This window comes from Stenotrophomonas sp. K-6 (genome assembly GCF_056861555.1).
In genome coordinates this window covers 141,047-167,780 of record NZ_JBSPUC010000004.1, presented here as the reverse complement: position 1 = coordinate 167,780, position 26,734 = coordinate 141,047, and the positions used below count along the sequence as shown (strand labels likewise).

General features: G+C 66.7%; 16 protein-coding genes. 4 read left to right on the top strand and 12 right to left on the bottom strand.

The annotated features are described in order from the left end of the window. Positions 1–69: 69 nt before the first annotated feature. A complete protein-coding gene (gene pyrF / locus AC13F7_RS13770) occupies positions 70–795 on the bottom strand; it encodes an orotidine-5'-phosphate decarboxylase (RefSeq protein WP_346471635.1) in 726 nt (241 codons plus the stop codon). Further along, the gene (locus AC13F7_RS13765; RefSeq protein ID WP_481467731.1) at positions 792–1,715 is read right to left on the bottom strand and encodes a 5'-nucleotidase, lipoprotein e(P4) family; all 924 of its coding nucleotides are present in this window, start codon (positions 1,713–1,715) and stop codon (positions 792–794) included. Before AC13F7_RS13765 ends, pyrF begins: the two co-directional genes overlap by 4 nt. Positions 1,716–1,826: 111 nt before the next feature. On the opposite strand from AC13F7_RS13765, the gene AC13F7_RS13760 reads away from it, so the two are divergent. Beyond that, positions 1,827–2,498 (top strand): YceH family protein, encoded by a 672-nt coding sequence (locus tag AC13F7_RS13760; RefSeq protein ID WP_483001369.1) that lies wholly within the window; start codon positions 1,827–1,829, stop codon positions 2,496–2,498. Positions 2,499–2,562: 64 nt separating this feature from the next. On the opposite strand, the gene AC13F7_RS13755 is transcribed toward AC13F7_RS13760, so the two are convergent. Both AC13F7_RS13755 and AC13F7_RS13750 read right to left on the bottom strand, forming a co-directional pair. After that, positions 2,563–3,093, bottom strand: a complete 531-nt coding sequence (locus AC13F7_RS13755) for a GNAT family N-acetyltransferase (protein ID WP_483001367.1) — start codon at positions 3,091–3,093, stop codon at positions 2,563–2,565. Between the two features lie 110 nt (positions 3,094–3,203). Further along, entirely contained in the window at positions 3,204–5,180 is a 1,977-nt protein-coding gene (locus AC13F7_RS13750) for a UvrD-helicase domain-containing protein (RefSeq protein ID WP_088435328.1), read from the bottom strand. A 130-nt stretch (positions 5,181–5,310) separates the two neighbouring features. Between AC13F7_RS13750 and AC13F7_RS13745 the strand changes: the two genes are divergently transcribed. After that, positions 5,311–5,931, top strand: coding sequence for a thymidine kinase (locus AC13F7_RS13745; RefSeq protein WP_346468097.1), 621 nt, complete (start codon positions 5,311–5,313; stop codon positions 5,929–5,931). Between the two features lie 79 nt (positions 5,932–6,010). Beyond that, a complete protein-coding gene (locus AC13F7_RS13740; RefSeq protein ID WP_483001364.1) occupies positions 6,011–6,736 on the top strand; it encodes a sel1 repeat family protein in 726 nt (241 codons plus the stop codon). A 23-nt stretch (positions 6,737–6,759) separates the two neighbouring features. Here AC13F7_RS13740 and AC13F7_RS13735 read toward each other — a convergent pair whose 3' ends face one another. The 7 genes from AC13F7_RS13735 to AC13F7_RS13705 form a co-directional block, all read right to left on the bottom strand. After that, positions 6,760–8,361 (bottom strand): OpgD/OpgG family glucan biosynthesis protein, encoded by a 1,602-nt coding sequence (locus tag AC13F7_RS13735; protein ID WP_481467725.1) that lies wholly within the window; start codon positions 8,359–8,361, stop codon positions 6,760–6,762. 48 nt (positions 8,362–8,409) lie between these two features. Continuing rightward, a complete protein-coding gene (locus AC13F7_RS13730) occupies positions 8,410–11,286 on the bottom strand; it encodes a protein kinase domain-containing protein (protein WP_483001362.1) in 2,877 nt (958 codons plus the stop codon). Between the two features lie 30 nt (positions 11,287–11,316). Beyond that, on the bottom strand, positions 11,317–11,880 hold the full coding sequence (locus AC13F7_RS13725) for an ECF-type sigma factor (RefSeq protein ID WP_483001360.1): 564 nt from the start codon (positions 11,878–11,880) through the stop codon (positions 11,317–11,319). Positions 11,881–11,945: 65 nt separating this feature from the next. Further along, a complete protein-coding gene (gene mutM / locus AC13F7_RS13720; RefSeq protein WP_483001358.1) occupies positions 11,946–12,758 on the bottom strand; it encodes a bifunctional DNA-formamidopyrimidine glycosylase/DNA-(apurinic or apyrimidinic site) lyase in 813 nt (270 codons plus the stop codon). A gap of 53 nt (positions 12,759–12,811) precedes the next feature. Then, the gene (locus AC13F7_RS13715) at positions 12,812–13,228 is read right to left on the bottom strand and encodes a hypothetical protein (RefSeq protein ID WP_483001356.1); all 417 of its coding nucleotides are present in this window, start codon (positions 13,226–13,228) and stop codon (positions 12,812–12,814) included. Next, entirely contained in the window at positions 13,225–23,994 is a 10,770-nt protein-coding gene (locus AC13F7_RS13710; RefSeq protein ID WP_483001353.1) for a hemagglutinin repeat-containing protein, read from the bottom strand. The genes AC13F7_RS13715 and AC13F7_RS13710 overlap by 4 nt, the downstream gene beginning before the upstream one ends. Before the next feature lie 37 nt (positions 23,995–24,031). After that, the gene (locus AC13F7_RS13705) at positions 24,032–25,753 is read right to left on the bottom strand and encodes a ShlB/FhaC/HecB family hemolysin secretion/activation protein (RefSeq protein WP_483001349.1); all 1,722 of its coding nucleotides are present in this window, start codon (positions 25,751–25,753) and stop codon (positions 24,032–24,034) included. Positions 25,754–25,784: 31 nt separating this feature from the next. On the opposite strand from AC13F7_RS13705, the gene AC13F7_RS13700 reads away from it, so the two are divergent. Continuing rightward, the gene (locus AC13F7_RS13700; protein ID WP_462090961.1) at positions 25,785–26,030 is read left to right on the top strand and encodes a hypothetical protein; all 246 of its coding nucleotides are present in this window, start codon (positions 25,785–25,787) and stop codon (positions 26,028–26,030) included. Between the two features lie 323 nt (positions 26,031–26,353). On the opposite strand, the gene AC13F7_RS13695 is transcribed toward AC13F7_RS13700, so the two are convergent. After that, positions 26,354–26,731 carry an EF-hand domain-containing protein gene (locus AC13F7_RS13695; protein ID WP_483001346.1) on the bottom strand — a complete coding sequence of 126 codons (378 nt, stop codon included), beginning with the start codon at positions 26,729–26,731 and terminating at the stop codon, positions 26,354–26,356. Positions 26,732–26,734 lie beyond the last annotated feature (3 nt).

Below are 26,734 nucleotides of genomic sequence, written 5' to 3'. Positions count from 1 at the left end.
AAGCCCTTGAATGTACAGAAAAACCTGTTGCGCCGAAAACGTCGGGGAGACGGGCGCCCCGTCACCGCCTCAACGCGCGGCGAGCGCCTGGGCGATCTCGGCCTGGATGGCGCGCGCAGCGGCCTGCGGATCGCTGGCCAGGCGGATCGGACGGCCGACCACGATCGCATCGGCGCCATCGGCAAAGGCCTGGGCCACGCCTACGGTGCGCTTCTGGTCATCGCCGACCGGGCCGCCGGGGCGGATGCCCGGGCAGACGATCGAGAAGCCAGCGCCGGTGGCGGCGCGGATCGGCCCGGCCTCCTGACCGGAGGCGATCACGCCGTCGATGCCGGCGGCCTGGGCGGCCAGCGCGCGTTCGACCACCACCTCGACCGGCTCGCGGTCGATGCCCATCTGGGCCAGGTCGCTGCGGCCCATCGAGGTCAGCACCGTCACCGCCAGCAGGCGCATGTCGCTGCCGTTGGCGGCCGCGCAGGCCTCCATCATCGCCGGGTGCCAGCCGTGGATGGTGGCGTAGCTCACCGGCCACTGCGACAGCCGCTTGATCACCGCCGCAGCGGTGGCCGGGATGTCGAAGAACTTCAGGTCCACGAACACGCGCTTGTCGCGCGCGGCGAGTGCGTCGAGCACCTCGAAGTACTCGCCGGAGGCCAGCAATTCCATGCCGATCTTGTAGAACGACACGGCATCGCCGAGGCGATCGACCCAGGCCAGCGCGTCAGCGCGGCCCGGCACGTCGAGCGCGAAGATCAGGCGCTCCTCGTCACGCAGCGGCAGCGGGGCGCGGCTCACGGTGCGTAGTCCAGCGCGGCACGCTTGGCATCGTGGCGGGCCTGGCGCGACTGGCTGTAGTCGTTGTTGAACTGCGCCGGCTCGAAGCCGCCGTAGGTCGGGTTGGGCAGCATCCACCAGCGTTCGCCGAACCAGTCGTGGTACTGCTGCAGCAGCGCGTCACGGCCCTCATTGGTGTTGGCGGTGACTTCCACGAAATCGCCCAGCTGGTCACCGAACTGCATCAGCACGCGGTACTGCTGGCCGGCCAGGCGGCGGCGGCAGTTCTTCTCGCTGCCAGCCTGCTCGCAGCCCTCCACCACGGTACCCAGGCCGAGGAACACGCTGTCATCGGCCACCGGCAGGCCCTGCTCGCGCAGGTTGGCCAGGGTGGCGTCCTTGAGGTGCACGGCGCGGTTGGAGATGTACAGCAGGGTCACGCCCTTGGCGTTGGCGGCCTTGGCGAAATCGACCACACCCGGAATCGCCTTGGCCTTCTTTTCGGCCACCCACTGGTCCCAGCTCAGCTCGTCATATTCGGTGCCATCGCGCACCAGGCGCGCCTGGTAGGGCGAGTTGTCCAGCACGGTTTCATCCACGTCCAGCACCACGGCCGGCTTCAGGCCCTTGGCGGCATTGCCGCGTTCTTCGGGCACCAGCGCGTCCCAGTTGGCTTCCTTCAGCGCTTTGTCCAGGTGATCGGCGGCCGCGCGGTAGGTCTGCTCGGTGATCGCCCGGTATTCCTGCGAGCGCTGGATCCACAGCACGGCATTGAGGTTGTCGTTGGCGGCCACGGCGGCATCGCCGGTGGCGGCCGGCGCGCTCGCGGCGGCAGCGGCGGCCGGCGGGACGGCATCGGCCGGGGTTTCAGTGCGCTTGCAGGCACTCAGCGCCATCACGGCGCAGGCAAGCACGGACAGGGAAACAGCACTACGACGCATGGCATTCACCGGCAACAGATTCGCGCCAGTTTACCGGCTTGTCCCGCGGCATTCATGCCGCAGGCGGGGCTCGGCTATGCTGCACGCCCCTGAAACACCCCGGAGCGCCCCATGACCGACGACACCCAGACCCCTGCCCTGCCCGTGCTCAGCGCGGCCCAGGCCCGCGCGTTGGGCTGCCTGATCGAGAAGGAGGCGACCACTCCGGACGCCTACCCGCTGACAGTCAACGCCGCCCAGGTGGCCGCCAACCAGAAAACCGCCCGCGAGCCGGTGATGGCCCTGTCGGCCGGCGATGTGCACCACGCGCTGCGCCAGCTGGAGACCCTGGGCCTGGCGCGCCAGCAGTACTCCTCGCGCGCCGAGCGCTACGAGCACCGCGCCGGTGCCGCGCTGGACCTGACCCGCCAGCAGCTGGCGATCCTGGGCCTGTTGCTGCTGCGCGGCCCGCAGACCCTCAACGAGCTGCTGACCCGCAGCGAGCGCCTGGTCCGCTTCCAGGACGTGGACGAACTGCGCCATCACCTGGAGCGCATGATCCAGCGCGGCATGGCGGTCCAGCTGCCGCGCGCCAGCGGCCAGCGCGAAGACCGCTACATGCACCTGCTGGGTGGCCCGGTGGATGTGCAGGCCTTGGCCGAGCAGTACAGGTCGGCGCCGTCCGGCGCTGGAGCTGGCGGTGCCGCCCATCCGGCGCTGGAGTCGCGTGTGCAGCAGCTGGAAGCCACGGTGGCCGAGCTGCAGGAGCAGCTGGCGGCGTTGCGCGCGCAGTTGGGGGGGTGAGAGCAGCCGACCAACGGTCGGCTCTACCGGCCGGGGATCGAGCGCAGGGCCGCGCTCTACCGGATCAGATGGCCGGCGCACCCGGCGTGGCAAACAGCAGCACCACTGCTTCGTGTGGCGGCGGCAGCAGCAGATCGCCGCGATCCTCCATGCCCAGCTTGCGCAGCAGCGCGGCCGAGCGCACGTTGTCCGGCGAGACGATGCCGTACAGATCGGCATGGCCGAGTACATCGCGTGCGTAGTGCATCACCCCGCGCGCGGCCTCCAAAGCGTAGCCGTGGCCTTCGTACTGCGACAGCAGCGCATAGCCGATATCCGGTGCCGGCAACCCGGCACGACGCACCAGGCCGGCATTGCCCAGCCATGCACCATCGTCGCGACGGATGACGGCGTACATGCCGAAGCCGTTGAGCGTGTAGCTGCCCAGCACGCGCTCGGCGGTGTAGTCACGCGCCTGCGCCAGGGTGCGTACGCCGCGGTCGGCGATGTTGCGGATGAAGCCCGGTTCGTTGAGCAGGGCCAGCATGTCGGCGGCGTCATGGTCGGGGTCGATCAGGCGCAGATGCAGGCGGTCGGTCTGGATCACGGCGGACATGCGGATACCGGTGAAGGGTGATAGGCCGATTGTGCCGTACAGCCACCCATGGGGTGGCGCTACCCGGCGTACGGCAGCCGACCAACGGTCGGCTCTACCAGGGCGTTGGGTCAGTCGAACAACGCCTGGATCGCCGCCAAGCCGGCACTCGCACGCTCTTTCTTGCGCGCCGCATCGGCGACGGGATCGGCACCGTCGCGCTGCATTTCCTCAGCGGGAATCTCGTCGAAGAAACGGCTCGGCTTCAGCCGTACATGCTCGCCGAACTTGCGGGTGAGCTTGCTGTAGCTCATCCACAGCTGCACCTTGGCGCGGGTGATGCCCACATACAGCAGGCGCCGCTCTTCCTGCAGGTTGCCTTCGTCCAGACTGACCTGGTGCGGCAGTACGCCGTCCTCGCAGCCGATGATGAACACGTACGGGAATTCCAGGCCCTTGGAGGCGTGCATGGTCATCATCCGCACCTGGTTGCCGCCATCGTCCTTATCGTTGCGCGACAGCAACGCCAGCTGCGCGGCCAGATCCGCCGTCGATGCACCCCGCGGGCCGCCTTCAAACCATTGCGCCAGTTCCTCCAGATTGCCGAGACGACGCTGGTACACGGACTCTTCCTTGCACGAACTGCGCAGGTCCGAGACCAGCCCGGAGTCCTTCACCAGCTTGCGCACCAGATCGCCGGAGCTGAGCTTGGGCATCTCCGCGCGCAGGTCGCGCAGGATGTCGGTGAAGCGGCTCAGGCCGTTGGCCGCGCGCGGCGGCAACTGCGAGAGCGCGCCGATCGCTTCGGCCGCATGCGCCATCGGCAGATCTTTTTCCGACGCCAGCTCGGCCAGCTTGGCCAGCGTACCGGCGCCCACTTCGCGTTTGGGCGACTGCACCGCGCGCATGAAGGCGGTATCGTCGTCCGGGTTCACCAGCAGGCGCAGCCAGGACAGCGTGTCCTTGACCTCCTGGCGCTCCAGGAACGCGGTACCACCGGTGATGTGATACGGCGCGCGCACCAGCTGCAGCGCTTTTTCCAGCGGCCGCGACTGGAAATTGCCGCGGAACAGGATGCAGAAATCGCTCCACGGAATCTTCTTGGAGGTCGCCAGGAAGGAGATTTCCGCCGCGACCTTTTCCGCTTCGTGCTCGCTGTTGCGGCATTCCCACACCCGGATGCGCTCGCCGTCGGCCTGGTCGCTCCACAGCTTCTTCAGGTGCTCGTGCGGGTTGTTGGCGATCAGCGCGTTGGCCGCGCGCAGCACGCGGTTGGAGCAGCGGTAGTTCTGCTCCAGCTTGATGATTTCCAGCGCGGGATAGTCGCGCGCCATCTGCTGCAGGTTTTCAGGGTTCGCACCGCGCCAGGCGTAAATCGACTGATCGTCATCGCCCACGCAGGTGAAGTTACCTTTGCTGCCGGCCAGCTGCTTGAGCAGCCGGTACTGCGCATCGTTGGTGTCCTGGCATTCGTCGACCAGCAGGTAGCCGATCCGTTCACGCCACGCCAGGGCGATCTCCGGATTTTCTTCCAGCACCTGCACCGGCAGGCGGATCAGATCATCGAAATCCACTGCATTGAAGGCCGTCAGGCGCAGCTGGTAGCGCTCATAGACGCTGGCCGCTTCCTTCTCGCGGGTACTGCGCGCCGCGGCCATCGCCTGCTCGGGCGAGAGCCCGGCATTCTTGGCACGCGAGATCAGGTTCTTCACGTCCTCGATGTCGTCCGGCTTGGCCCCGTACATCAGGTCCTTGACCTGCGCGGTCGAATCGTCGGCATCGAAGATCGAAAAGCCGCGCTTGAGCCCGACGGCCGCATGCTCAATCTGCAGGAACTTCAGCCCCAGGGCGTGGAACGTGCAGATCGTCACTTCATCGGCATCGTCGCCGCGCAGGCGCTTGGCCACGCGCTCGCGCATTTCCTTGGCCGACTTGTTGGTGAAGGTGATCGCCGCGATCCGCCGCGCCGGGTAGCGCTTGCTGGCGATCAGCTGACCGATCTTCTCCACGATCACGCGCGTCTTGCCGCTGCCCGCGCCCGCAAGCACCAGCAGAGGACCTTCGCAGTGCATCACTGCCGCGTGTTGGGGAGGATTGAGACCGTGCATGCCATCTCCAGGGGAGGGGCATTGTAGCGGGCCGTCCAGCCGGGGCGTGCAAATCTCCCTCACCGGACAAAAGCGTCCGGCCTCCGCATCTAACGGCCCCGGGACGGGCCTGGGCGTCTAGAATTGGCCGATGGCCAAGCTCTATTTCTACTATTCGGCGATGAACGCCGGCAAGACCACGACGCTGCTGCAGTCGGCACACAACTACCGCGAGCGGGGCATGCGCGTGGCCATCCTGACACCACGGCTGGACGATCGCGCCGGGCGCGGCGTGGTGGCCTCACGGATCGGCCTGAAGGCTGATGGGATCGCGTTCCAGCAGGACACCGACCTGCAGCAGCTGATCGCCGATGACATCGACACGCACGGTCCATTGGGCTGCGTGCTGGTCGATGAAGCGCAGTTCCTGACCCGCAGCCAGGTCTGGCAGCTCAGCGAGGTGGTCGATCAGATGCGCATCCCGGTGCTCTGCTACGGCCTGCGCACGGATTTCCGCGGCGAGCTGTTCGAAGGCAGCCAGTACCTGCTGGCCTGGGCCGACGAGATGCAGGAGATCAAGACGATCTGCCACAGCGGCAAGAAGGCCACGATGACCGTGCGCGTGGACGAACACGGTCACGCGGTGCAGGACGGCCCGCAGGTGGAGATCGGAGGCAACGAGCGCTACGTGTCGGTGAGCCGCGCGGAGTTCAAGAAGATCACGCGCGGTGAGGGCCGCATCGACCCGATGCAGGCGCGTCTGCCGCTATAAACCCATGGCTTTCGACAGATGTACAGTCGGCGCTATGCAGCCTACGCTGCATCAACCAACGGATGAAGATGGATTTTCCATGAAGCGCGCTGCGGCCCCGCTCACCCTGCTGTTGCTGTTTTGTCCGCTCCCTCTGTTTGCGCAGAGTGGCTCCTCTTCGCTCGATATGGGCTCCACCGTGGTCGGCGCAGGCTTCATGGACAGCCATCCGGACATGATGTATCGCCAATGGGGTGTTGCCTCGCTGCATCGGGGAGATCCCAAGGGAGCGATGGAGAACTTTCGGCTCTCGGCGCGTTATGCCGACAAGCCTTCTCAAGGATACCTGGGTGAAATGTACTGGTTCGGCGTCGAAATGCCCTCCGATCCTGTGATGGCTTTCGCTTGGATGGACGTCGCAGCAGAGCGTGGATACCCGCTGTTTGTCGACCTTCGTAACCAGTACTGGGCGTCCCTACCGCTGGAGCAGCACGCCGTGGCGCGCGCTAAGGCCAGCGAGTTGCGTGCTGAGTACGGCGATGAGGTTGCCAAGCCTCGCATCGCGGCAGTGCTCAATCGCGGGCGGCGGGCCATGACCGGCAGCCGTACTGGCTCGATGTCCAACAACGTGGATATCGTCTACAGCGAGGGAGGCGTCACCAAAACCATCAAGGCCGATCGGCTGTACGACCCCAAGTACTGGGACCCGGATAAATACCAGCGCTGGCAAGACGAAACGTGGTCGAAGATCCGGCGCGGGACCGTGGAAGTCGGCTCTCCCCTGCAGCAGGCCACTGAACGTCCCCCGGGAGCTGACGACCGCTAAGCGGTCGCCGCCCACGGGGGCGATCAATACAGGGTGCGTTCCGGCGCGCCCTTCGGCGGCGGGCTGTACTGGTACAGCCAGGTTTCGGTCAGCGTCTTGCCGCCGCTGCGCAGGTACAGGCGGATGTCGATCTGCTCGGTCGAGTCATCCGGCGGCACCAGATCGAACATGGCCCGGTAGCCCTTGATCTCGCGCAGCGGACGCGCCGACACGATCTCGGTACGGCCACGGCTGACCTGGACCACCGCTTCCACCTCGCCCTTGTCGATCAGCGCGGCCAGTTCGCCGCCTTCGAAATCGACCGCGAAGCGCCACGAGAAGTACTCGCGCTTCTTGCCGATCACCCCGCCCAGGCCGGTACGGCTGGCCACGCAGTGCGCCAGCGGCGTACGCGCCGGCGGCTCGGCGCCCCAGTACAGACGATAGCCGAGCAACAGCTCCTGGCCCGGCTGCGGCTTGGCCTCGGGGTTCCAGAACGCCACGATGTTGTCGAAGGTTTCATCGACGGTCGGGATTTCGACCAGCTGTACCGAACCCTTGCCCCACTGCCCCTTCGGTTCCACCCACAGGCACGGGCGCTTCTCGTAGAAGACGCCGTCGTCCTGGTAGTGATCGAAATTGCGGTCGCGCTGGAGCAGGCCGAAGCCACGCGGGTTGTTGTCCACGAACATGTTGAAGCGCAGATTGTGCGGGTTGCACAGCGGGCGCCAGATCCATTCACCGGCACCGGTCCACATCGACAGGCCATCGGTGTCGTGGATTTCCGGGCGCCAGTCCCAGGCCATGCGGCGGTCGTTCTCGCCCACCTGGTACATGCTGGTGCACGGGGCGATGCCGAGGCGCTCGATGGCCTTGCGCGGGTACAGCGCGCAGTCGATGTCCATCAGCAACACATCGCCGTTGGTGATCGCGAAGCGATAGGCGCCGGTGGTGCTGGGCGAATCCAGCAGGGCGTACACCACCAGCGTGTTGGAGTCGGCCGCCGGCTGCTCCAGGTAATAGGCGATGAAATCCGGGAATTCTTCGGGCTTGCCCATGCCGGTATCGATCGCCAGGCCGCGCGCGGATTGGCCGTACTGGCCTTCCTTGCCGACCGCACGGAAATAGCTGGCCCCCAGGAAGGCGGCGAAGTCGCGGTCGGTGTCCTTGCGGGTGTTGAGCCGGAAGCCGGCGAAGCCCAGGTCGGCCGGCAGATGACTGCCCTTCAGGCCGCTCTTGCCGTAGTCGAACGCCGCGCCGTCGTAGGCCAGTTCCTGCGCCTTGCCATCGGTCACGTCGAACATCCGCACCGGTGAGTGGAAGTACAGGCCGAGGTGGAAGAACTTGGCCTGGTAGCGGCCGGGCTGGTCCGCCCACAGCGCGTGATCCTGGCGGTACTGGATGGACTGGTACTGGTCCCAGCTCAGCGCTTCGACCGGACCCGGCAGGGTGCGCCTGTGGCTCTGGTAGGCGGCCTGGGACAGCGCGCGGGCCTGCCCCTTCAGCGAGGCGAAATCGAACGGCTGCGGCTGGCCCAGCCGGCGCAGGCCGACCTGGCTGCCCTGCGCGGCACAGGCCGGCAGTGCAGGCAGGCCGAAGGCGGCCAGGGCGACGGAGGCATTACGGAGGAAGTCGCGTCGTTGCATGCAGGCAGCGATGGCAAGGGAGGGCCGGCCATCATAGGCACGCTGACGTTAATTCGCCGAGGTGAATGCGGGGCGGCGTTCAGCCAGCGGGGGTGACGGGGTGGCCGCAACCGTGGCCGGCGCACAGCGCTCCCGGATCTGCCCGAGCTCCTGCCGCAGCTGTCCGCCCTGCGGCCACTGCGCCTGCAGCTCCTGCTGAAGCTGCTCCAGCACTGCGCGCGCACGGGCGGGTGCGGTGCCACAGTCCAGTTCAGCCATCGCCGCACGGGCGCGCCAGCGCAGCGCGCGGCTGTCCAGGTCGGCGGCGTCGCCCACCAGCAGGGGCGCCAGCGCACGTCGCGCTTCCACGGTCTGGCCCATGCGGCCCAGGTTGCGGGCCCAGGCCAGCTGCAGCGCGCGCTGCAGACCCGCACTGGCAGGCCCGGCCCGATCCACTCGCCGCATCAGCGCCGCCAGTTGCTCCCCGGCCTGCCGCGGGTTGCCGTGGGCGCTGATCAGCTCCGCCATGCGCCGGTCGGCCTGCTGCACCGAGGCATCGTCATCGCCGCGCTGCGCCGCCTGCCATTGTCGCCCCTCATGCAGGGCGGCCAGCGCGGCCTGCCAGCGACCGGCCTGGGCCAGGGCCTCACCCTGGTCGTACAGGCCCTGCGGCAGCAGCCCCACGCAATCGGGCTGGCGCCAGATCGCCACGGCGCGGGTGAAGTCATCGATCGCCGTCGCGCTGTCGCCCTGCTCCAACGCCAGCCGGCCCAGCGCATGCCAGGTCAGCCCGGTATCACGGTGCTGCTCGCCCAAGGCCTGCCGGGTCAAGGCATGCACCTGCTGGAGTTGCGCCTGCGCCTGCGCCAGATCACCCCGCTGCATCGCCAGCAGCGCGCGCAGGCGGCGGATCGACAGGGTTTCCGGGTGATCGGGTCCATACAGCCCGACGGCGTCGGAGGCGGCAAGCTGCAGGGCCTGCTCGGCCGCGTCCAGATCGCCCTGCGCGGCCAGGGTCTCGCCCATGTGCCGGCGCAGCGCGATCAACTGGGGGTAGCGCACCGTGTCACCAGCCTGCAGCAGCTGCAGCGCTTGCCGGTAGCCGGCCAGGGCAGCAGGCGCGCGGCCATCGTCACCGTCCAGTGCGGCAAGGTCGGCGAGGCTCTCCGAGGTACCGGGGGTGTCGCGCAGCACCTCACGGCGCAGCACCAGGGCCTGCTCGAACGCCCCGCGCGCCTCGTCGCGGTAGCCCAACAGCTGTTGGCACCGCCCCAATTGGGCGTGGTACTCGGCCACCGCGGCCGGCAGCCGCAGGCGGTACTCGGCGGCCAGCGACTGCATCGGTGTCAGGTGGGTCACGCACTCTCGGGAGCGGCCGAGCATGCGCAGCGCACGGCCGCGCTGGGTCACCGCCTCCAGCTGCAGCGTGGGCGGTACCTCGCCAGCCTCCTCCAGCAGCGCGCGCTGTCGGTCCAGCGTCTGCAGCGCCAGCTGGTAATCGCCCATGCCGATCCGCAGCCGACCGATCACGCCTTCCAGTTCGGCCAGCGACAGCGGTTGATCGCGCAGTTCGGCCTCACCGCGTTGCTGACCGGTGGCCAGCAGCTGGCGCAGATCGAAGCTGCCATGGCGCACGCCGGCGGCGCGGTCGAACAGGCCCACGGTGAAATCCTGCATGGCCTGCGCACGCGCGATCTCGCGCCGCGCCTGCTGCATCTGCCACAGCGCGGTCAGTGCCAATGCGAGCAGCGCCAGCACTGCCATGGTGCCCAGCGCGACACCCCAACGATGCCGGCCCACGTATTTACGCAGCCGGTAGCCCACGTGCTGCGGGCGCGCGTGGATCGGGCGGCCTTCCAGGAAGCGGCGCAGATCCTGGGCGAGTGCTTCTACCGAGGCGTAGCGTTGCGCAGGCTCCTTCTGCAGGGCCTTGAGCAGGATCGTATCCAGATCGCCGCGCAGGCGACGCGCCAAGCGCCTGGCCGCCCCTGCCTGCTCCCCACCGGCAGCGGCCACGCGGGCCATCACCGCCGAGGCGCGCGGTGCCTGCACGTCCAGAATGGAGCGCTCCCACTCGGCATCGCTGTGCCGACGCAGGCGATAGGGCTTCTGGCCGGTGATCAGTTCGAACAGCACCACGCCGAGCGAGTACACATCGGTCAGCGTGGAGACCGGATCGCCGCGGACCTGCTCCGGCGCGGCGTAGTGCAGCGTGAAGGCGCGCGCTTCGGTGGGCGGATGCGCGGGCGGCTTGCCGTCATCGTCGTCCAGCAGCTTGGCGATGCCGAAATCCAGCAGTTTCACCTCGCCCTCGGGCGTGACCAGAATGTTGGAGGGCTTCAGATCGCGGTGCACGATCAGGTTGCCGTGCGCGTGGCTGACCACCGCGCAGATCTGCAGCATCAGTTGCAGCCGCCGCTCCAACGGCAGCGACAGGCGTTGGCAGTGCTCGGTGATCGGTTCGCCTTCCACGTAGGCCAGCGCCAGATACGGCTGCCCCTGCAGATCCACGCCGGCATCGAACAGCTGCGCCAGATTGGGATGCTGCAGCCGCGCCAGGATCTCGCGTTCGCGGCTGAAGCGCTGGCGCAGGCCGGGATCGGCGTAGCCGCTGCGCAGCAGCTTCAGGGCGACCTGGCGCTCGTACAGGCCGTCGGCCCGTTCGGCCAGCCACACCTCGCCCATGCCGCCTTCGCCGAGCGGCCGCAGCAGCCGGTAGGGACCGACCCGCGTGCCCGCCCGGCTGTCTTCGGGCGGCGCCGTCCAGAGTGGTTGTGCAAGGAACTCGTGGCTGTCGCGCTCATGCGCCAGCAGACGTTCCACATCGTCGGCCAGCCCCGGATCCTCCGCGCGCAGGCGCAGCAGCCGCTGCTCACGCGCCGGTTCGGGCAGTTCCAGCAATTGATCCAGCAGGCAGGACAACTGCCGCCAGCGTGACGCCTCCATCGGTCCTCTCCCCGGACGATGCGTGGCTGTTCAGGGCTCCCCGACCGAGGCCAGCAGGAACATGCGCGCCTTCTGCCAATCACGGCGGATGCTGCGCTCCGAGCGTTGGCACAGATCGGCAATCTCCTGCTCGGACAGGCCGGCGAAGTAACGCAGTTCCACCACCTTGGCCAGGTGCGCATCCACCGCATGCAGCTGGGCCAGCGCAACATCCAGCGCCAGCAGGTCTTCATCCAGGCGCACGCCGCTGCTGCTGTTTTCGGGCAGCTCCACCCGCTTGAGGTCACCGCCGCGTTTGCGCGTCAGCCGGTTGCGTGCGTAGTCGACCACCACGCTGCGCATCGCCGAGGCGGCGTAGGCGAAGAAATGCGCGCGGTCCTCGAAGCGGGCCGCGCCCCGGGAGCCGAGCAGCTTCAGGTAGGACTCGTGCACCAGCGAGGTGGCATCCAGGGTGCGCCCCTGCTGCCCGGCCAGCTGCCGCCGGGCCATGCTGTGCAGCTCGTGATAGAGCAGGGTCAGGACCCGGTCGAGCGCGGCGCGGTCGCCCGCGCGGGCCGAATCCAGCCACACGGTGATATCCGGTCCTTCGTCCATCGCACACCCCCGCCGGTGACGTTGGCCGGACTATACCGCCCGGGAGGCGACGGGCGCGCGACGGCTCAGCGCTGGCAGTGCCCGCACCAGACGCTGGCGCGCTGGCCGATGGTGGCGTGGCGGAGCAACCGGCCACACTGGCGGCAGGGCTCGCCTTCACGCCCGTAGACCAGCAGCTCCTGCTCGAAATAGCCCGGCGCCCCGTCCGGATTGATGAAATCGCGCAGGGTGGTGCCGCCGCGGGTGATGGCATAGGCCAGGATCTGTTTCACCGCATCGGCCAGGCGCTGGTAGCGCGCGCGGGAGATTTTCCCCGCTTCGCGCAGCGGGTTGATTCCGGCCATGAACAGGCTTTCGGCCGCATAGATATTGCCCACCCCGACCACGATGCCCTGGTCCATCAGGAAGGTCTTCACCGAGGCGCTGCGGCCACGGCTGCGGGCGAACAGGTAGTCGCCATCGAAGGCGGCATCCAGCGGCTCGGGCCCCAGCGCTGCCAGCAGCTCATGGGTTTGCCCGGCCGGCTGCCAGAGCAGGCTGCCGAAGCGGCGCGGGTCGTTGAAGCGCAGCAGGCGGCCGTTGTCCAGGCTGATGTCGACGTGGTCATGTGCGCGCACCGGGGTGTCGCCCGGTAGTACACGCAGGCTGCCGGACATGCCCAGGTGCAGCAGCGCGCTGCCGATGGCGGTATCGAGCAGCAGGTACTTGGCGCGGCGGCGCACACCCTGGATGGCCTGCCCGGGGAGCAGCGTGCTGATCTCCGGCGGGATCGGCCAGCGCAGGTCGGGGCGGCGCAGAATCACGCCGTGGACGTTGCGGCCTTCCAGATGGGGGGCGAGGCCGCGGCGGGTGGTTTCTACTTCGGGGAGCTCGGGCATGAGGGGATTCTAAGGGGTCCCCCGCTCTACGGTTTCCAGCAGCGCAATGCTGATCAGGGAAGGCACGCGCGCGATTTGGGGTACTGCTTGCAGTAGGCACCGTTCAACCGCCTTTGGGGATCGGGTATCGGAATATCTTTCCCCAACAGGCACGCGTCTGTCGACTTCCAGCCGCTGATGCGACAGATCGGGGTGTCACGTCCTCGAGGAGAGTGGGTATAGCCGAGCCGTTCCATGCAGATCATGGAGCCCGCACCCTGGCTGAGCGTTCTTGGCACGCGCTCCTTCACCCGCAGGCCGCCGAAGGGGCTGTCATAGCCGCAGTTCAGCAGGTCCTTCCACAGCACCACCTCCTCGGTCCCTGGCTTCCTCCACATTTCCCAGTTGTCCGGCGGCGGCGCGAATGCATTCCGGGGAAGGCATCCGGCCATCGTAATGACCGCAAAAATCACCATGATTTGCCTGATCACTTGAACGCTCCCCGACGCTTCTCGAACTCGTACCAGAACTTGTTCGCGTCTGTCATGTCAATCTGGTTGATCGGGATCGGAGCGGACTGAAGGCCAGGCGACCCTTCCCACAACCTTTCGCAACCCTTAGGTGCGGCACCATAGCAGTTGTGCGGGGTATTGGTGCCGCCCAGAACGCGGAGCTTTTCCCAAAGCGACGACGAGTCGTCGGGCGTGCCGCCCCCTGTAATCGGGTTCTTTCCGATAAAGCGACCGACAAGATCGTTTGCATGGTTCTGCAGGGTCAGTACGCCTTCCTGCGGAACCTCCCAGGAATTTCGGTCCTGCAGCTTGGACAACAGGTTGTCAGCGGCGGCGGCGTTGTATGCCGGGCCCAGGAAGCTGATGGTGGTGCCACTGAGCTTTCCGACGTGGTTTTCCATGTTCAACAGGGATTCCATCGCGTTTCCGATGGTCAACGATCCGCGGCTGTGGCCATCAAGATGGAGTCCGCTCTGACCGTAGTCGAGCATGTACTGCTTGGTCAGCTCGGTTGCATTGGCCAGCCCAAGCAGGTCACTTTCCATGTACTTCTGATAGCCGGCGATTAGCAGTTCGGACAGGCCGTTGGTTGCCTTGGGAAAATGAATGAAGTACTGCGGACCGTCCGCCGTGGAGTGCTGGTCTGCGTACTTTTCGGCACCTTCAAGTACGTTATTGATGCCGTTGTCCGCGATGTGGATCTTTCCGTCCTTGCCCGGTTTCAGGCTCTTCTTCTCGTCACCCGTCAACTCACGGAAAATGGCCTTGCCTTCTGCATCCCTCCTGACATTGTCTTCTTCGTCGCGGTCGACCACGTAAACCTTCGCCTCCTCCAGGAACATGGTCCTGTAGGCCTCGTCGGTGAACTTCTGCGCCTGCTCATACACCAGCGCTTTGCCGATCTGCTCGGCGGCCGCATTGTTCTGCAGCTTCTGCAGATCAATCTGCTGCAGCGCTTCGGCCGGCGTGGTTGCGGTGCGCTCCATGCCATCCAACGCGGTGGTATCGCCGTTGCCGATGACCACGGTGCCAGCCGCGATGTCGCTGCGGGTGATGCTTGAACGGCCCTCGCTGTCGCTACCCTCGCCCATCGCGTTCTTGATGACGCCCATCGCCGCACCGTACTTGCTGCCGCTCAGCACGTCGTTGCTGACCGAATAGCTGGCGCTGCTGGCTTTGCCGCTGGCTTCGTTGGCCAGGTCCGACGCGGTGAGGCTGCCGGTGATCAGGGAGTTCCTGCTCGGGTCGGCGGTGCTGGCAATCACGGCCCCCTTCAGGTCGGTGTTGCCACCGACGCGGATGTCGAAGCCACCGTCACCAGCGAACAGGCCGGACTGACCGTTTACCCCCGTGTAATCGCTGCTGGCCTTGGACGAGCTGGCGCTGCCGCCGGCGCTCCAGGCCGTACCGAAGGAAATCTGCACACGACCGCCTACCTCGCTGCTCTTGGACTCCTGGGTGATACGGTCCTGCAGCGACTCGATGTTGAGATCGCCGCCGATGTCCGCTGAAATCGTGTTGGCCTGCGCGGAGGCACCGCGCAGCGTGGTGTCGCCCCGCGACGTCAGCTGAAGATTGTCAGCGATCAGCTGGGTGTTCTGATAGGTGGACGACTGTCCGTCGCTGCGGCTGCTGCCTACGCTGGCCTGTGCATAGACGTACACGCCGGTCTGTGCGCCGACCGATGCGCCGACGCCTACTTCCGCACCTGAATAGCTGCTGCGCGCCTTCTCGGCTGCTTCATTGCGCGCCGCTTCCAGCAGGATGTTGTTGGCCGAATCCAGGCTCAGCGTGCTGCCTGCCTTCAGATTGCCCTGCACCACATGGATGTCTCCAGCGGTGCTGGTCATGCTGACATTGCCACCACCGCTGATCGTCGAGCCTTGCGAGGTCTGGTAGTTGGCGTCGTACTGGCTCTTGCTGGTGGCAAAGCCGACACCGGCTTCGGCACTGGCCAGGGTCCCGCCGGTGACCGCTTTGTACGTGTTCCACCCCGTGGCGACGGCGGCGAGCGCCTGCATGTTCTGCAGGCGCCCATCGGCTTGGCGCGCGGCGTCTACGTTGTTCACCAGATCAATGAGTGGCGAACTGACGCGGGCAAAGACACCCACCTTCAGGCTGTCGTCGCGACTCATCTGGCTACCGCTGTTCTCGGCAGTCAGTAGCTGGATGTCACGTGCGACCACGTCCACGCTGTTGGCCGCCAGTACATTGGAGGCCTGTTGCGTGTAGGTGCCTCCTGCCGACAGCGAAACATTGCCGCCCAAGCTGGCCACGTTGCTCGCCACCTGGGTGACCTGGTCGTTGGCGTCGCGGTGCCGTTCGGTGTGGTAACCCGAGAAGCGCTCGGTGTCGGAAACCACCACGGTGCCGATCGCCTTGTTGTCGGACTGATTGGCATTGGTGCGCGTGTCCTGCCCGCTGCGGATGGTGAGGTCACCGGCAGCGTGGACGTTCACGTTGCCCTCGGCGGCAATGTTGCTGCCGGTCAGGTTGATATCGCCCAGGGAGGTGGTCAAGGTGGCATTCCCGCCCACGGACAACTGCGTCCCGGTAATGGTGTCGCTGACGCCGGCACCGTTGCCCTTGTTGTTGTGCATGCCCACCGGAAGGTGGGCGGTATTGTTGGCAATGCCCCAGCCCTTGCCATCGCTGCTGTTGCCGCTGGCGGCAGTGTTGTGGGCCACGTCGAAGACGATGTCCTTGCTGGCCGCCAGCACCGCATTGCCCTCCGCGGACATCTGCGCGCCTTGGCTGGTGATCGAGCCGTCGGTGGCGATCAGGGTGAGGTTGCCACCGGCGGTCAGCTGGCTGACGCGCGCGTCGCTGGTGCTTCCGTTCTCGGCGCTGTTTGAACGGTGGCTGCCTGCCTGCACCACCATGGCCGTCGTAGCCGCCCGGTAACCGGCGATCATGCCGTCTGCGGTACGGGTGGTTTCACCGATGAACGACCCGCTGTCCTCGCGGTTGGCCGTTTCCGCGTCGCGGCCGGCGCGGTAGGCCGCACCGGGATCCAGCGTGATACCCACGGAGAATCCGCTGGATTTGCTGGATTGGCTGGACTGCGAATCCACCGTGTCCTGTCGTGCCAGCAGCTGGATGTCCTTCGCGGCCAGCGCCATGTCCTTGCCTGCCGCGACGTCGGATGCAGCGATGGTCAGCTGATTGCCGGCACTGATCGCCACATTGCCGTCGATGGATCCAATGGCCGAGCCTACCTGCGTCGCCGTATCGGTCGAGCTCTGGCTGTTGTTGCGCGACTTGTTGTAGCCCACGCTGGCCACGCCACCGGAGAAGCCGGCAGAGAAGCCGGACTTCTTCTGGCTGTAGCTGTGGTCTTCACTGAAGGTGTCCTGTACCGATTCAATGGTGACGTTGTTGCCGGCGGCAATACGGATGTCGTTGTCGGCCGCGACTACGGACCCTGCGATGCCCACGTTGTTGCCCGCCACGATGTTGACCGACTCCCCGCTCAGCACCGTGCCGACATTGCGGGTGCTGCTGGCTTCATCGTGACGGGTCGTGGTTTTGCTGGAGAAGGTGCCTTTCTTCTTGCTCCACTCATCCTGCTCGTAGTGGCTGGTTTCTTCGGCGGTGGTCAGGGTGACGTCGCGACCTGCCGAAATGCCGATGGCACCCGTCTCGGAGTACACCGTTGCGGCAGTCAGCGTTGCATCCCGCCCGGCCACCAACGCGATACCTTCCCCCGCCTGCAGCACGGTACCGTGCGAGGTGTCGTTGTGGGCTTCGGTCTGCTTGGAGTAGCGCTTGCGACGAATGTCTTCTTCGCTGCTGTCGGTGGTGGTGATCTGGTCCAGGTTGAGGTCACGCCCGGCAATGGCCGCAATGCTCTTGCCGGCCTGGAGATCCGCCGCCTGCAGATTGATGTCCTGACCCGCCTCGAGCGCCAAGTTGCCGCCCGCGTTCAGGCCACTGGTTTCCAACGTCTCCCGAGTTGAACTGCCGTACTTGGTCGCGGTGGTCTGCGTGGTGATCAACGCGTTGAGGTTGATGTCGTTGCCGGCCACCACACTGAGGTTGTTGCCCGCCTTGACCTGCACGGCAGTGAGGGTGAGATCGTTGCCAGCCTGCAGGCCCAGGCTACCACCAACATCGAGCGTGGTCCGGTTGAAGTTCTCCCCGGACGCACCGCTCTGCTGGGTCTTCAGATTGAGGTCACGCCCGGCAACCAGCGCAGCGTTGCCCTTGGCACTGGTCTGCGCACCGACCAGCGACAGGTCGCGGCCGGCGACCATGGCCATGTCGCCCGTCGATTCAATCCGGGCCACACCGAGGCTGGCCACACTCTGCAGGTCGCGGCCGGCGACCAGGCTGACGCTGCCGCCCTGGATCAGGCCGTCCTTGTTGATGATGTCTTCAACCGCAGACACCCGCAGGCTGCCGCCGGAGGTGACCGCACCGCGGTCGTTGAGCAGGCTGCCGGCGTCGATCGACAGGCGGCTGTCGGCCTTGATCATGCCCTGGTTGTTCACGTTGTTCGCGCGGATGTCCACGCTCTCGCCGGCTATCGCCGCGCCACCCAGCTGCAGGCGGTCGGCGGTGGCCTGGCTCAGGTACACCACCGGCACCAGCACCTGCTCGCCACCGACGTTCTGGGCCACCATCCAGACGATGTCTTCGTCCAGCGCGGCCATCTGCTCGGCTGACAATGCGATGCCGACGGTGAGCTGCAGGCGGCCGGCTTCGGACACGCCGCCGTCCATCATGGCGCGGTACTGGTCCATGCCATTGTCGAGGTCGGCATCGAGGTACTTGCGGCCGGTCAGGCCGGTGATCTGCTCCAGCACCAGGCGCTGTTCGTAGAAGTCATCTCCCAGGCGCTTCAGGCGCTGGTCGGGGTTGAGGTTGAGCTTGTCGAACATGTAGTCCGAGCCCAGCCACTGGCCGTAGTTGGCGAAGCGCGGGTCGGTCTCCACCAGCCAGCGCTGGTTGCCCGGGTTCACGGTGTACAGGCCGCTGTCCGGCGCCAGCAGGCCCGGCAGCGGATTCTGCGCGGTGCCTACTACCTGCGGTGGCTTGACCACGCCGCTGGTGCCCGGTGCCGGTGCGCCGACGTTCGGGCCCTGGCCGTTGCCGCCGACCGTGCCGATGGCCGGGCCGGTGGCAATGCCGGTCACCGGGTCCGGTGCGCCGGCGTTGCCGGTGGCCGCGCCGGCCTGGCTGCCGTTGCCGAGGGTGGGCACATACGCGCCCACGCCGTTCCAGCCGCCGATGTCGGCCGCTACGCCGCCGTTACCGGCGTTGACCACGGTGTTGTTGACGTCGCGCGCGTCGATGGTGACGTTGCGGCCGGCGGTGATGCTGGCGTTGCCGCCGGGCACGGCCACTTCCTTGGTGACGGTAGTGGTGCTCAACACACCGTTGGCCCACCGTGGCTCTTCGTGGCAGGTCAGGCCGGCACGGCAGGTCTGGTACTCCACTTCATATTCGGAGACGCGCTGGATGGTCTTGGTGGCGGTGAGGGCGACGTTGTTGACCACGCCCGCCCAATCGGCCGGATTGTCGCTGTTGGACGAACCGCGACCATTGATGGTCAGGTTGGTGCCGGCGGCAATGGACGAGTAGATGTTGTCCACGCTGCCGCCGCTGATCAGCATGTCGCGGCCGGACAGGAACTGGCCGGCCGCAGTGAAGGCAGTGATGCGCGTGCCCTGCAGTACGGTATCTGTGTTGGTGACGCCGTGGTCACGCCAGATGAAACAGGGCGATTGTGAATTGCCACAGTACCGCTGGTAGATTTCATACGGCGTGCCACCACCGTCGAACCGGCCGGCATCCGGATCCCCTGCCTGATCCTCCGCGGTGTACGTCTTCTGTTCGTACTGCAGCACACGCCGCTCGTTTCGCACGCCTAGCGCCAGCAGCACCAGATCGCGTTCGGCCTGGATGCGCCCGGAGCGGTTCACGATCTGCTGCGCGTTGCCACCCCAGCGGCCGCCGATGCGGATGTCACCGATGCTGTACAGCTCGCCATCAAGGTTGTTGAACACGTCGGCGTTGATGGCCAGCGTGCCGGTGGTGGCAAGCAGGCCCTCGTTGTAGTCGCGCACGGGCACGGTACTGCCCAGTTCGCGACCGTTGGTGACAGTGCCGGCGCTCAGCGTGACCTGGTCGCCCATCACCGTACCGGTGTTGGTGAACCAGTTGCTGCTGGTCTGCACACGGTCACCATCGATGCGGCCGAGGTTGTTGATGCCCTGGCTGGCGGTGAGCGTCGCGCTGGCCGTACCGGCGCCGTTGCCGGCGCTGATGGTCCCCGCCGCAGTGTTGTCGATCTGCGCGGCATTGAGCTCCAGGGTGCCGCTGGTCTCGATGCGGCCCTGGTTGGTCAGCGTGCCCGCAACGTTCAGCGCCAGGCGGCCGTTGCTCTGCAGCTGCTGTGCGTTCTGGTGCAGGTAGTCCCCGGCCAGGTGCAGTTCCAGGTCGGCGCCGCCGAACAGGCGGCCATTGTTGCCCTGGAAGGTCTGCAGCTGTGCCCACAACTGCTGGTAGGCACTGATTTCGCCATTGCCGTTGTTCAGCGCCCCAAGGTACAGCGTGCTGCTGCGGGTAATCAGGCGGCCTCCGGTGTTGTCCAGACTGGCAGCGCGCAGGGTGAACAGATTGCCTGCGGAAAGCTCGCCTGCGCCATTGAGAACGGTGGCCGATGCGTTGTCCAAGGTCAGGTCGGCGCCGGCGTGGACGCGCCCGCTGCGGTTGTCCAGCTGGGTGGTCTGCAGGGTGGCATTCTGGCCTGCAACCAGCTTGCCGTGCTGGTTGTTGACGGTGGCGGCGCTGAGCGCGATGTTGCCTTGGGTGCTGCCGAGCACACCATCGCTGTTGTCGAGCGCACCGCCGGTGGTGACGGTCAGCGTGTTGCTGCCATCCACCACCAGGCGACCGCTGCGGTTGTCCACCGCACCCGCCGTGATGCCGGCCGCTGCGTAGGCTTCGATGCTGCCGCTCTGGTTGTCGAGCACGCCCTCGGCGTCCAGCTGCAGTTGACCGCCGGCATACAGCAGACCGCCGCCATTGCGCAGGTCGCCGTTGATGTCCAGCGTCAGGTTCTGCTTGGCATACAGGTTGCCGCCCTGGTTGCCCAGGCTGGCCGTGATGACGCTTGCATTGCCCTCGGCACCGATCAGGCCGGTGCGGTTGTCCACGCTGGCCGCCTGGATCTGCAGGGTGCCTGCCTGACGCTGGGCCAGCGTGCCGGCCACGTTCTGGAGGGCTTCGGTGGCGCGCACCTGCAGGTTGCCGACGGCATCGATGCGGCCACCGCTGTTGTCGATCTGGCGCGCGCGGATGTCCGCGCCGCGGCCGGCACTGATCTGGCTGCCGGTGGTATTGGTCAGGTCGCCGGAGACATCGACCAACACGGCGCCGTTGCCGACAATCAGGCCGCCGTTGGTGTTGCCCAGCGCGCCAGCCCGCACGGTCGCGGTGCCGGTGCCGGCGTGCTCGATGCGCCCGCCGTTGTTGAGGAGGGTCGCCACCTCCAAGGTCAGGTCAGTTGCGTTGGCAGCAATGCGGCCACCGTCATTGCGCAGCGCACCGCTGAAGGCGAGCGTCAATGCGTCGTTGCCGGTCTGGATCAGCTCGCCGGCGCGGTTGTCCAGCGCTGCGGCCAGGATGCCAAGGCGCGCTGCCTGCAACGAGCCGCCCTGGTTGATCAGTTCGCCGGTGGTTTCCAACTGCAGCGTGCCTGTAGCGACCAGGGTGCCGTTGCTGTTGTCCAGTGTGCCGCCGGTTGCGCGTGCCACCAGCTCGCCGCCCGACCACACCAAGCCGTTGCGCAGGTCCAGTCCACTGGCTTGCAGCGCCACGCGCTGGCCGGCGTGCACCTTGCCCGATTGCAGCAGCAGGGTGTTCGCGGTCAGGGTGACCTGGCCGGTGCTGCCCAAGACGCCATTCGCCGCAAGGCCGCCCACGATCTGGCCGCTGTTGTCGACGGTGTCGCCACTGACGGCGACGTTGCCGCTGGCAAGCAGTCGGCCACGGTTCTCAACCGCCGCGGACTCCAGGGTGACAGCGGAGGCCTGCATGCTGCCGGTGTTGCGCAGCACGGTGCCCGCATCCGCGCTGATCCCACCGGTAGCGTATACGTCGCCGTCGCTGGTAAGTGCTTGGCCGGCATGCAGGGTGATGTCCGCGCTGCTGTCCAGGTTGCCCGCCAACTGCAGGTCACGCTGGGCGCGCAGGGTCACGCCGGTGGCAGCGTAGGCTTTGCCACTCTGGCGCAACGTGCCGCCCGCCTCGGCCTTGAGCTGTCCGGCGGCGATGGTCTTTCCGGTCAGCCCCAGATCACCGGTGGTGGTCAGGCGCACGTCGGACTGCTCGCTGCCGAGGTCGCCGCTGCTGTCCAGCGAGGCAGCCTGCACATCCAGCGCCTGCACGGACACCAGACTGCCCTGGTTGGTCAGCACGTCGTTGGCCACCAGGTCGGCACGTCCTGCACTGTAGACGGCGCCGCTGTTGTCGATGCGCGCGGCACGCAGTTCCAGTGCGCGTCGTGCGTAAAGGTTGCCAGCGTTGCTGGCCGCCTGCAGCACGTCGATGTCGAGCAGGTCCGCGCTGGAAATGTCGCCGTTGGCGAGATTTTCCAGCGCCTGCGCACGCAGCGTGACCGCCGCGTCGCTGGCAATGATGCCGGCATTGCGCAGCGTGCCGCTGCTGTCCAGGCGCAGGTCACGGGTGCTGTAGACGGTACCGGTGTTGTCCAGAGCGCCCGCGTTGAGCGTCATGCGCTCGGTAGCGTGCAGACGCCCGGCGTTATCGAGCTGGCCGGTGGTGGTGGCCGTCAGCTGGCGACCCAGCGCCAGGCCATCCCGGGTCTGGCTGAGGGTGCGCGCATCGAGCTGGAGCTGCTGCGCTGCTTCCAGCCGCTGCCGGTTGGCGATGGTGTCCGCACGGATGCGCAGGTCGCCGTCGCTGATGATCTCGCCAGCGTTGTCCAGCTGCGCGGCACGCAGATTGATCGTCTGGCCGGCGCGCAGGCGCGCGGCGGCCGCGTTGTCGATGCGACGGGATGCATCGACGTCCAACGTGCCTGAGCCCAGCACGAGGCCGCGGTTGTCGAGTGCACCCACGGTCAGGCGGGTGTCGCTGGCGGCCGTGGTGCCGGTGTTGGTCAGGCGGTCTGCCCGTGCGGTCAACGTGCGCTCGGCGATGAGCTGGCCGGCGTTGGCCAGCTCACCGGTAACATCCAGGGTGACGTCGGTGCCGGCGGAAAGCTCGGCCGATGCGGCCTGCTGCAGCTCGCCGGCGGTGACGGTCAAGGTCTGCGCGGCGCCGATCAGCCCGCTGTTGTCGATCCGACCACTGATCGCCAGCGTGGCGTCCCGTTGGCCGTAGAGCTGTCCCCGGTTGGCCAAGCTGCCGGCCTCAATGCGGGTGCCGGTGCTGCCGATCACCACGCCGGCGTTGTCGATGTGGCCGTTCGCCTGCAACTGCAGCGCGCCCTGCGCCGCCAGTCGCGCGCCCTGCTGCTGCACGATGCTGGCGGCACGCGCCTGCAACTGGTTTGCGGCAATCACCTGCCCGGTATTTTCCAGCTGCTGACCCGCGCGCAGGTCGATGTCGCCGCGACTTTCGGCCTGCCCGGCCAGTCGCAGGTTGCCATCGGCAGCCAGTTGCAGGCGCCCGGCAAGGAGGTTGCCCGAGGCGTCCAGGGTCTGCGATGCGCGGGCATCGAGCACGCCTGCCGCGTATGCGGTCCCCGCAAGCTGTACGTCGCGACCGCTCAGCCGCATGTCCGCACCGGCCTGCGTCGCGCCCGTGGCGGCGAGGGTGCCAGCGCTGTCGACGATGATGTTGCCTGCCGCCGCCGTGCGGCCGGTCAGCTGCACGTCACCCGCGCTGGTGAGGACGAAGTCGCCGCCCGTGGCGACCAGTGCGCCCGCACTGCGCACGCCGACGCCGGCCTCGGTTCCCACCAGGCGGATCTTGCCGGCATACATGCCGCCCAGCGCGGCGACGTCCAGGCCGAAGCCCTGTGCCGCACCGTCGCCCTGGATCGCGCGCGTGGCAAGGCTGTCGTAGTCGATGTGGTTGGCACCCACCACCACGTTGACGTCCTTGGCCCACAGGCCGGCGTTGATTTCCACGGCGCGCGCAAGCAGGTCGATACGCTGCAGGTTGTCTGCATCCAGCCCCGCGCCTTCGATGCGGATGCTGCCGCGGCCAACCTGGAACGCCGACAGGCTCCCGTCGCCGCCGAACAGCGGCGTGCCGGTGGTAAGCACGCCACGGGTGGTGTTGATGAAGCCGCAGCCGTCGCAGGTGATGCCGTTCGGATTGGCGATGATCACCTGCGCGGCCGCACCGGCCACTTCCACGTGGCCCTGCAGCAACGAACGATTGCTGGAAGTGACTTCGTTGAGGATCAGCCGCGCCGCTTGCCCAGGCTGCAGGTTGGCGTTGCCCTGGATATAGCCGGCCAGCTGGGTCTGTGTGGTGGTCGCGCTGTTGTTGAGTACCTGTCCCTGCCGCCCCACGTTGTACTGCTCGTACTGGTTGTGCGAGACACCGGCGGCGTTCGGCGCGGCGATCTGGACCACCGGGACGCCGTTGGCCGCCTGCTCCTGCCGTGCCTGGCTGCCGGCCTGCGGCTGCACCTGTGCGAACGAGCTGAAGGGCCCGCCGAAAACAACGGTCACTACGGCGGCCAGCAGGCCGATCCGCCAGCGGGAGCTGGAGATGGGACGGGCAACAGTGCGACGGACGTCAACGAGGCGGGTCTTCATGACAGGTCATCCATGTGTAAGGCGAGGTACTTCGTTTTCAGAACTGTGTTGCGAGCCGGAACCCGACTACCCGCGCATCGCTCTGCGCGCGGATCGCACGGGGCGCTTCCAGCGGAAAACCGACAAAGACATCCCAATCCAGGCTGAGCGCCTGGCCTCGGGCGCCTACGTGGGCACCGACCATGTCGCCACCGGCGATTCCCTGCACCGCATTGCTGGCGATATGGCCCACATCCACGCCGACGTAAGGCGAGAAGCGGCGGTGCAGGCTGAAGTTGAGACTGTTGCGCCAGTAGCCACCGGTCGCCCCACCCATCATCACTTCGCCGTCGAAGCCGTTGACGGTGTAGCGGCCACCAATGCTGATGAATTCGGTGCCGTACAGCGGGTCGGAGGTCCACTGATAGCGCAGCGCGCTGTTCCAATAGATTGGGCGGGGGCCCTGCAGCACCGGAGCGCCGACACCGATGTCCAGCGTGGTGATGCGGTACCGGAAGGTGGGGGCTTCGTCATCGCGTCCTGGGCCATCGTCATCGCCGCCCAGCCACGGCAGGCCACGTCGGTGGGCCAGGCGCAGATCTGCCTGCAGGCTGCCCACGTACTGACGATGCAGCAGGGCCAGTTCCGCCGAGGTAGTCCTGCGGCGCTGGCCTCGCAGTTCAACGCCTTCGACGAAGCTGCGCGAGTGGCGCTGGGCAAGGCGCAGCTCCATGGCGGTGCGATAACTCTGGCCGCGCGTGAGCAGGCGTTCCACCGTCAGATCCAGGCTGCGCGAACGGCCGGTGCTACTGAAGTCGTCGTTGTTGCCGCGAATGATCTGCGCATAACGCGAGCCGTACGTGCTGGTCGAGAAACGCCAGTTGCCCAGCGGCGCGCTCCAGGATGCGTTGTAACCATGCGTGCCCTTGCCGTGCTCGGCGCTGCCATCGCTGTTGATGCCCATGCTCAACAGGTCGTTGATGCCCAGCAGGTTGTCGGCCCATACGGTGGTGCCGGCCTGTTGCTTGCCGGTACCTTCACTACCACCATCGTCCAGCGACAATGCACTGCGCCAGCGCCGCGCGGCCTTCAGAGTAATCACCACATCCGACTCGCCAGGCTGCGCGCCGGGCACCAGTTCCATCTCCACATCCTGCGATGGCACCCGCTTGAGCTGCTCAAGGCCCTGCTCCAGCGCGCGGAGGTTGAGCACATCGCCAGCGCGCGCCGGGAAGGCACTTTTCCACATGGCATCGCGAGGAGGGCCATCGGCGAAACGGATCTGACGGATGGTGCCCGCTACCAGTTGCAGGCGCAGGGTGCCTGCGCCCAGATTCTGCTCCGGCAAGCCGATGCGGGTGGTGACATAGCCCTTGGCCAGGACCAGGTCCGATGCTCTGCGCACCATGAGCGCAATACCTTCCTGCCCGATGCAGCGTCCCTGGTACTTGTCCAGATAGCGTTGGGCAAAGGCGAATCGGTCGCGGTGCGCTCCATCGAGCACGATGGCATCGATGCGGAAGCAGGGCAATTCGTCGGGCAGATCCGTGGACCGGTAGTCGGCCGCGGCCGGCGCGGCAGGGCCCGCAACTTCAGGAATCGCTTGCCGTTCGGCGCGCTCACGCGCTTCGCGCTCGGCACGATCGCGCAGTTCCTGCTGATCGGCCAGCGTTGGCTGACCCGCCTGCGCCAACGTCGCAACGGGAGCCGTCAGACCCAGGATCAAAACGAAAAACAACGCACTCAGGCGCCGTGGCGATGACACTGCAATTGCATCCATTCAATCAGACCATCCAACCGAAGCCCCGTTCATGGGCACCTTCGCGGGTGTGCTGCACGACATCCGTGTCCTTTCCGCCGCCTTTTTCGCGGCCTACAGGTCAAGCGTGCAACGCACCTCGCTCAACTGCCATGTCAACGGGACTGTGATGTTTCAGCAGTCTGCCCACGCGGTGCCATCGATGGCCCGCCGTTTCAGTGCTGCCCCCTGTACCAAGCTGTCGTCGCCATTCAAGCCACCGGACGTCGGCAAGCATGAGGGGGTACCCCATGCCTGAGCGTTGCCTGTCGATGTGCGAGAACTGCGAAGTCAAACTGCAACCCGCTCTTGCCTTGCCTGTGTTGCCTTCCATTGCCTGCGTGCAGCTCCATGTACCTCGGCATCGCCTCCGGAACACATATCCGCTCCCAACACCGTGCTGAAGTACCAGGTTGGAGGCGACGGGGAACGCTTCGCGTTCGTCTGCCAATGGCGCAACTTACCAAAAGTTAATGAAATGTAAAGCGCAGGTTCGTTCAGCGGAGCGGCGCACGCACAAAATGAGATCTACGTCACATTCCGGACCGTATTTACAACGTCACGGCTGCAATTAAGCTCAGTTCACCGCGGCGGCGCAGCCAACTCGCGCGCACTCAAATACCCGTCGCCATTGGCATCCTGCTTGTGGAACCGCTGGATCAGCGTCTGCCGCTGCTGCTCCCGCGTGATCGGCGGGCCTTTGCCACCGGGCAGCTCATCGGCGCTGAGCACGCCATCACCGTTGCGGTCCATGTGATCGAAGGCGTAGAGCAGCCACTGCACGTATTCCTCTACGCTGACCCGGCCGTCGCCGTCGGTGTCCATGCGCTGCAGGTAGCTGCCCGTATCCGTGACCTGCGCCTGTGCCTTCGCGCCGAGCACGCCAACGGCCAGCGCCAGACACGCAAAACGCCGCACAAGGCGGCGTTTCGCGGAGACGTTCCCGGTCGGGAAGCGCATTGA

Excerpts from the sequence above, each read along its gene's own strand:
- AC13F7_RS13695 (WP_483001346.1), bottom strand. The coding sequence starts at position 26,731 with ATGCGCTTCCCGACCGGGAACGTCTCCGCGAAACGCCGCCTTGTGCGG.
- AC13F7_RS13700 (WP_462090961.1), top strand. The coding sequence starts at position 25,785 with ATGGGCACCTTCGCGGGTGTGCTGCACGACATCCGTGTCCTTTCCGCC.
- AC13F7_RS13760 (WP_483001369.1), top strand. The coding sequence starts at position 1,827 with ATGACCGACGACACCCAGACCCCTGCCCTGCCCGTGCTCAGCGCGGCC.
- AC13F7_RS13745 (WP_346468097.1), top strand. The coding sequence starts at position 5,311 with ATGGCCAAGCTCTATTTCTACTATTCGGCGATGAACGCCGGCAAGACC.
- AC13F7_RS13710 (WP_483001353.1), bottom strand. The coding sequence starts at position 23,994 with ATGAAGACCCGCCTCGTTGACGTCCGTCGCACTGTTGCCCGTCCCATC.
- AC13F7_RS13705 (WP_483001349.1), bottom strand. The coding sequence starts at position 25,753 with ATGGATGCAATTGCAGTGTCATCGCCACGGCGCCTGAGTGCGTTGTTT.
- mutM (WP_483001358.1), bottom strand. The coding sequence starts at position 12,758 with ATGCCCGAGCTCCCCGAAGTAGAAACCACCCGCCGCGGCCTCGCCCCC.
- AC13F7_RS13725 (WP_483001360.1), bottom strand. The coding sequence starts at position 11,880 with ATGGACGAAGGACCGGATATCACCGTGTGGCTGGATTCGGCCCGCGCG.
- AC13F7_RS13740 (WP_483001364.1), top strand. The coding sequence starts at position 6,011 with ATGAAGCGCGCTGCGGCCCCGCTCACCCTGCTGTTGCTGTTTTGTCCG.
- AC13F7_RS13735 (WP_481467725.1), bottom strand. The coding sequence starts at position 8,361 with ATGCAACGACGCGACTTCCTCCGTAATGCCTCCGTCGCCCTGGCCGCC.
- AC13F7_RS13765 (WP_481467731.1), bottom strand. The coding sequence starts at position 1,715 with ATGCGTCGTAGTGCTGTTTCCCTGTCCGTGCTTGCCTGCGCCGTGATG.
- AC13F7_RS13750 (WP_088435328.1), bottom strand. The coding sequence starts at position 5,180 with ATGCACGGTCTCAATCCTCCCCAACACGCGGCAGTGATGCACTGCGAA.
- AC13F7_RS13730 (WP_483001362.1), bottom strand. The coding sequence starts at position 11,286 with ATGGAGGCGTCACGCTGGCGGCAGTTGTCCTGCCTGCTGGATCAATTG.
- AC13F7_RS13755 (WP_483001367.1), bottom strand. The coding sequence starts at position 3,093 with ATGTCCGCCGTGATCCAGACCGACCGCCTGCATCTGCGCCTGATCGAC.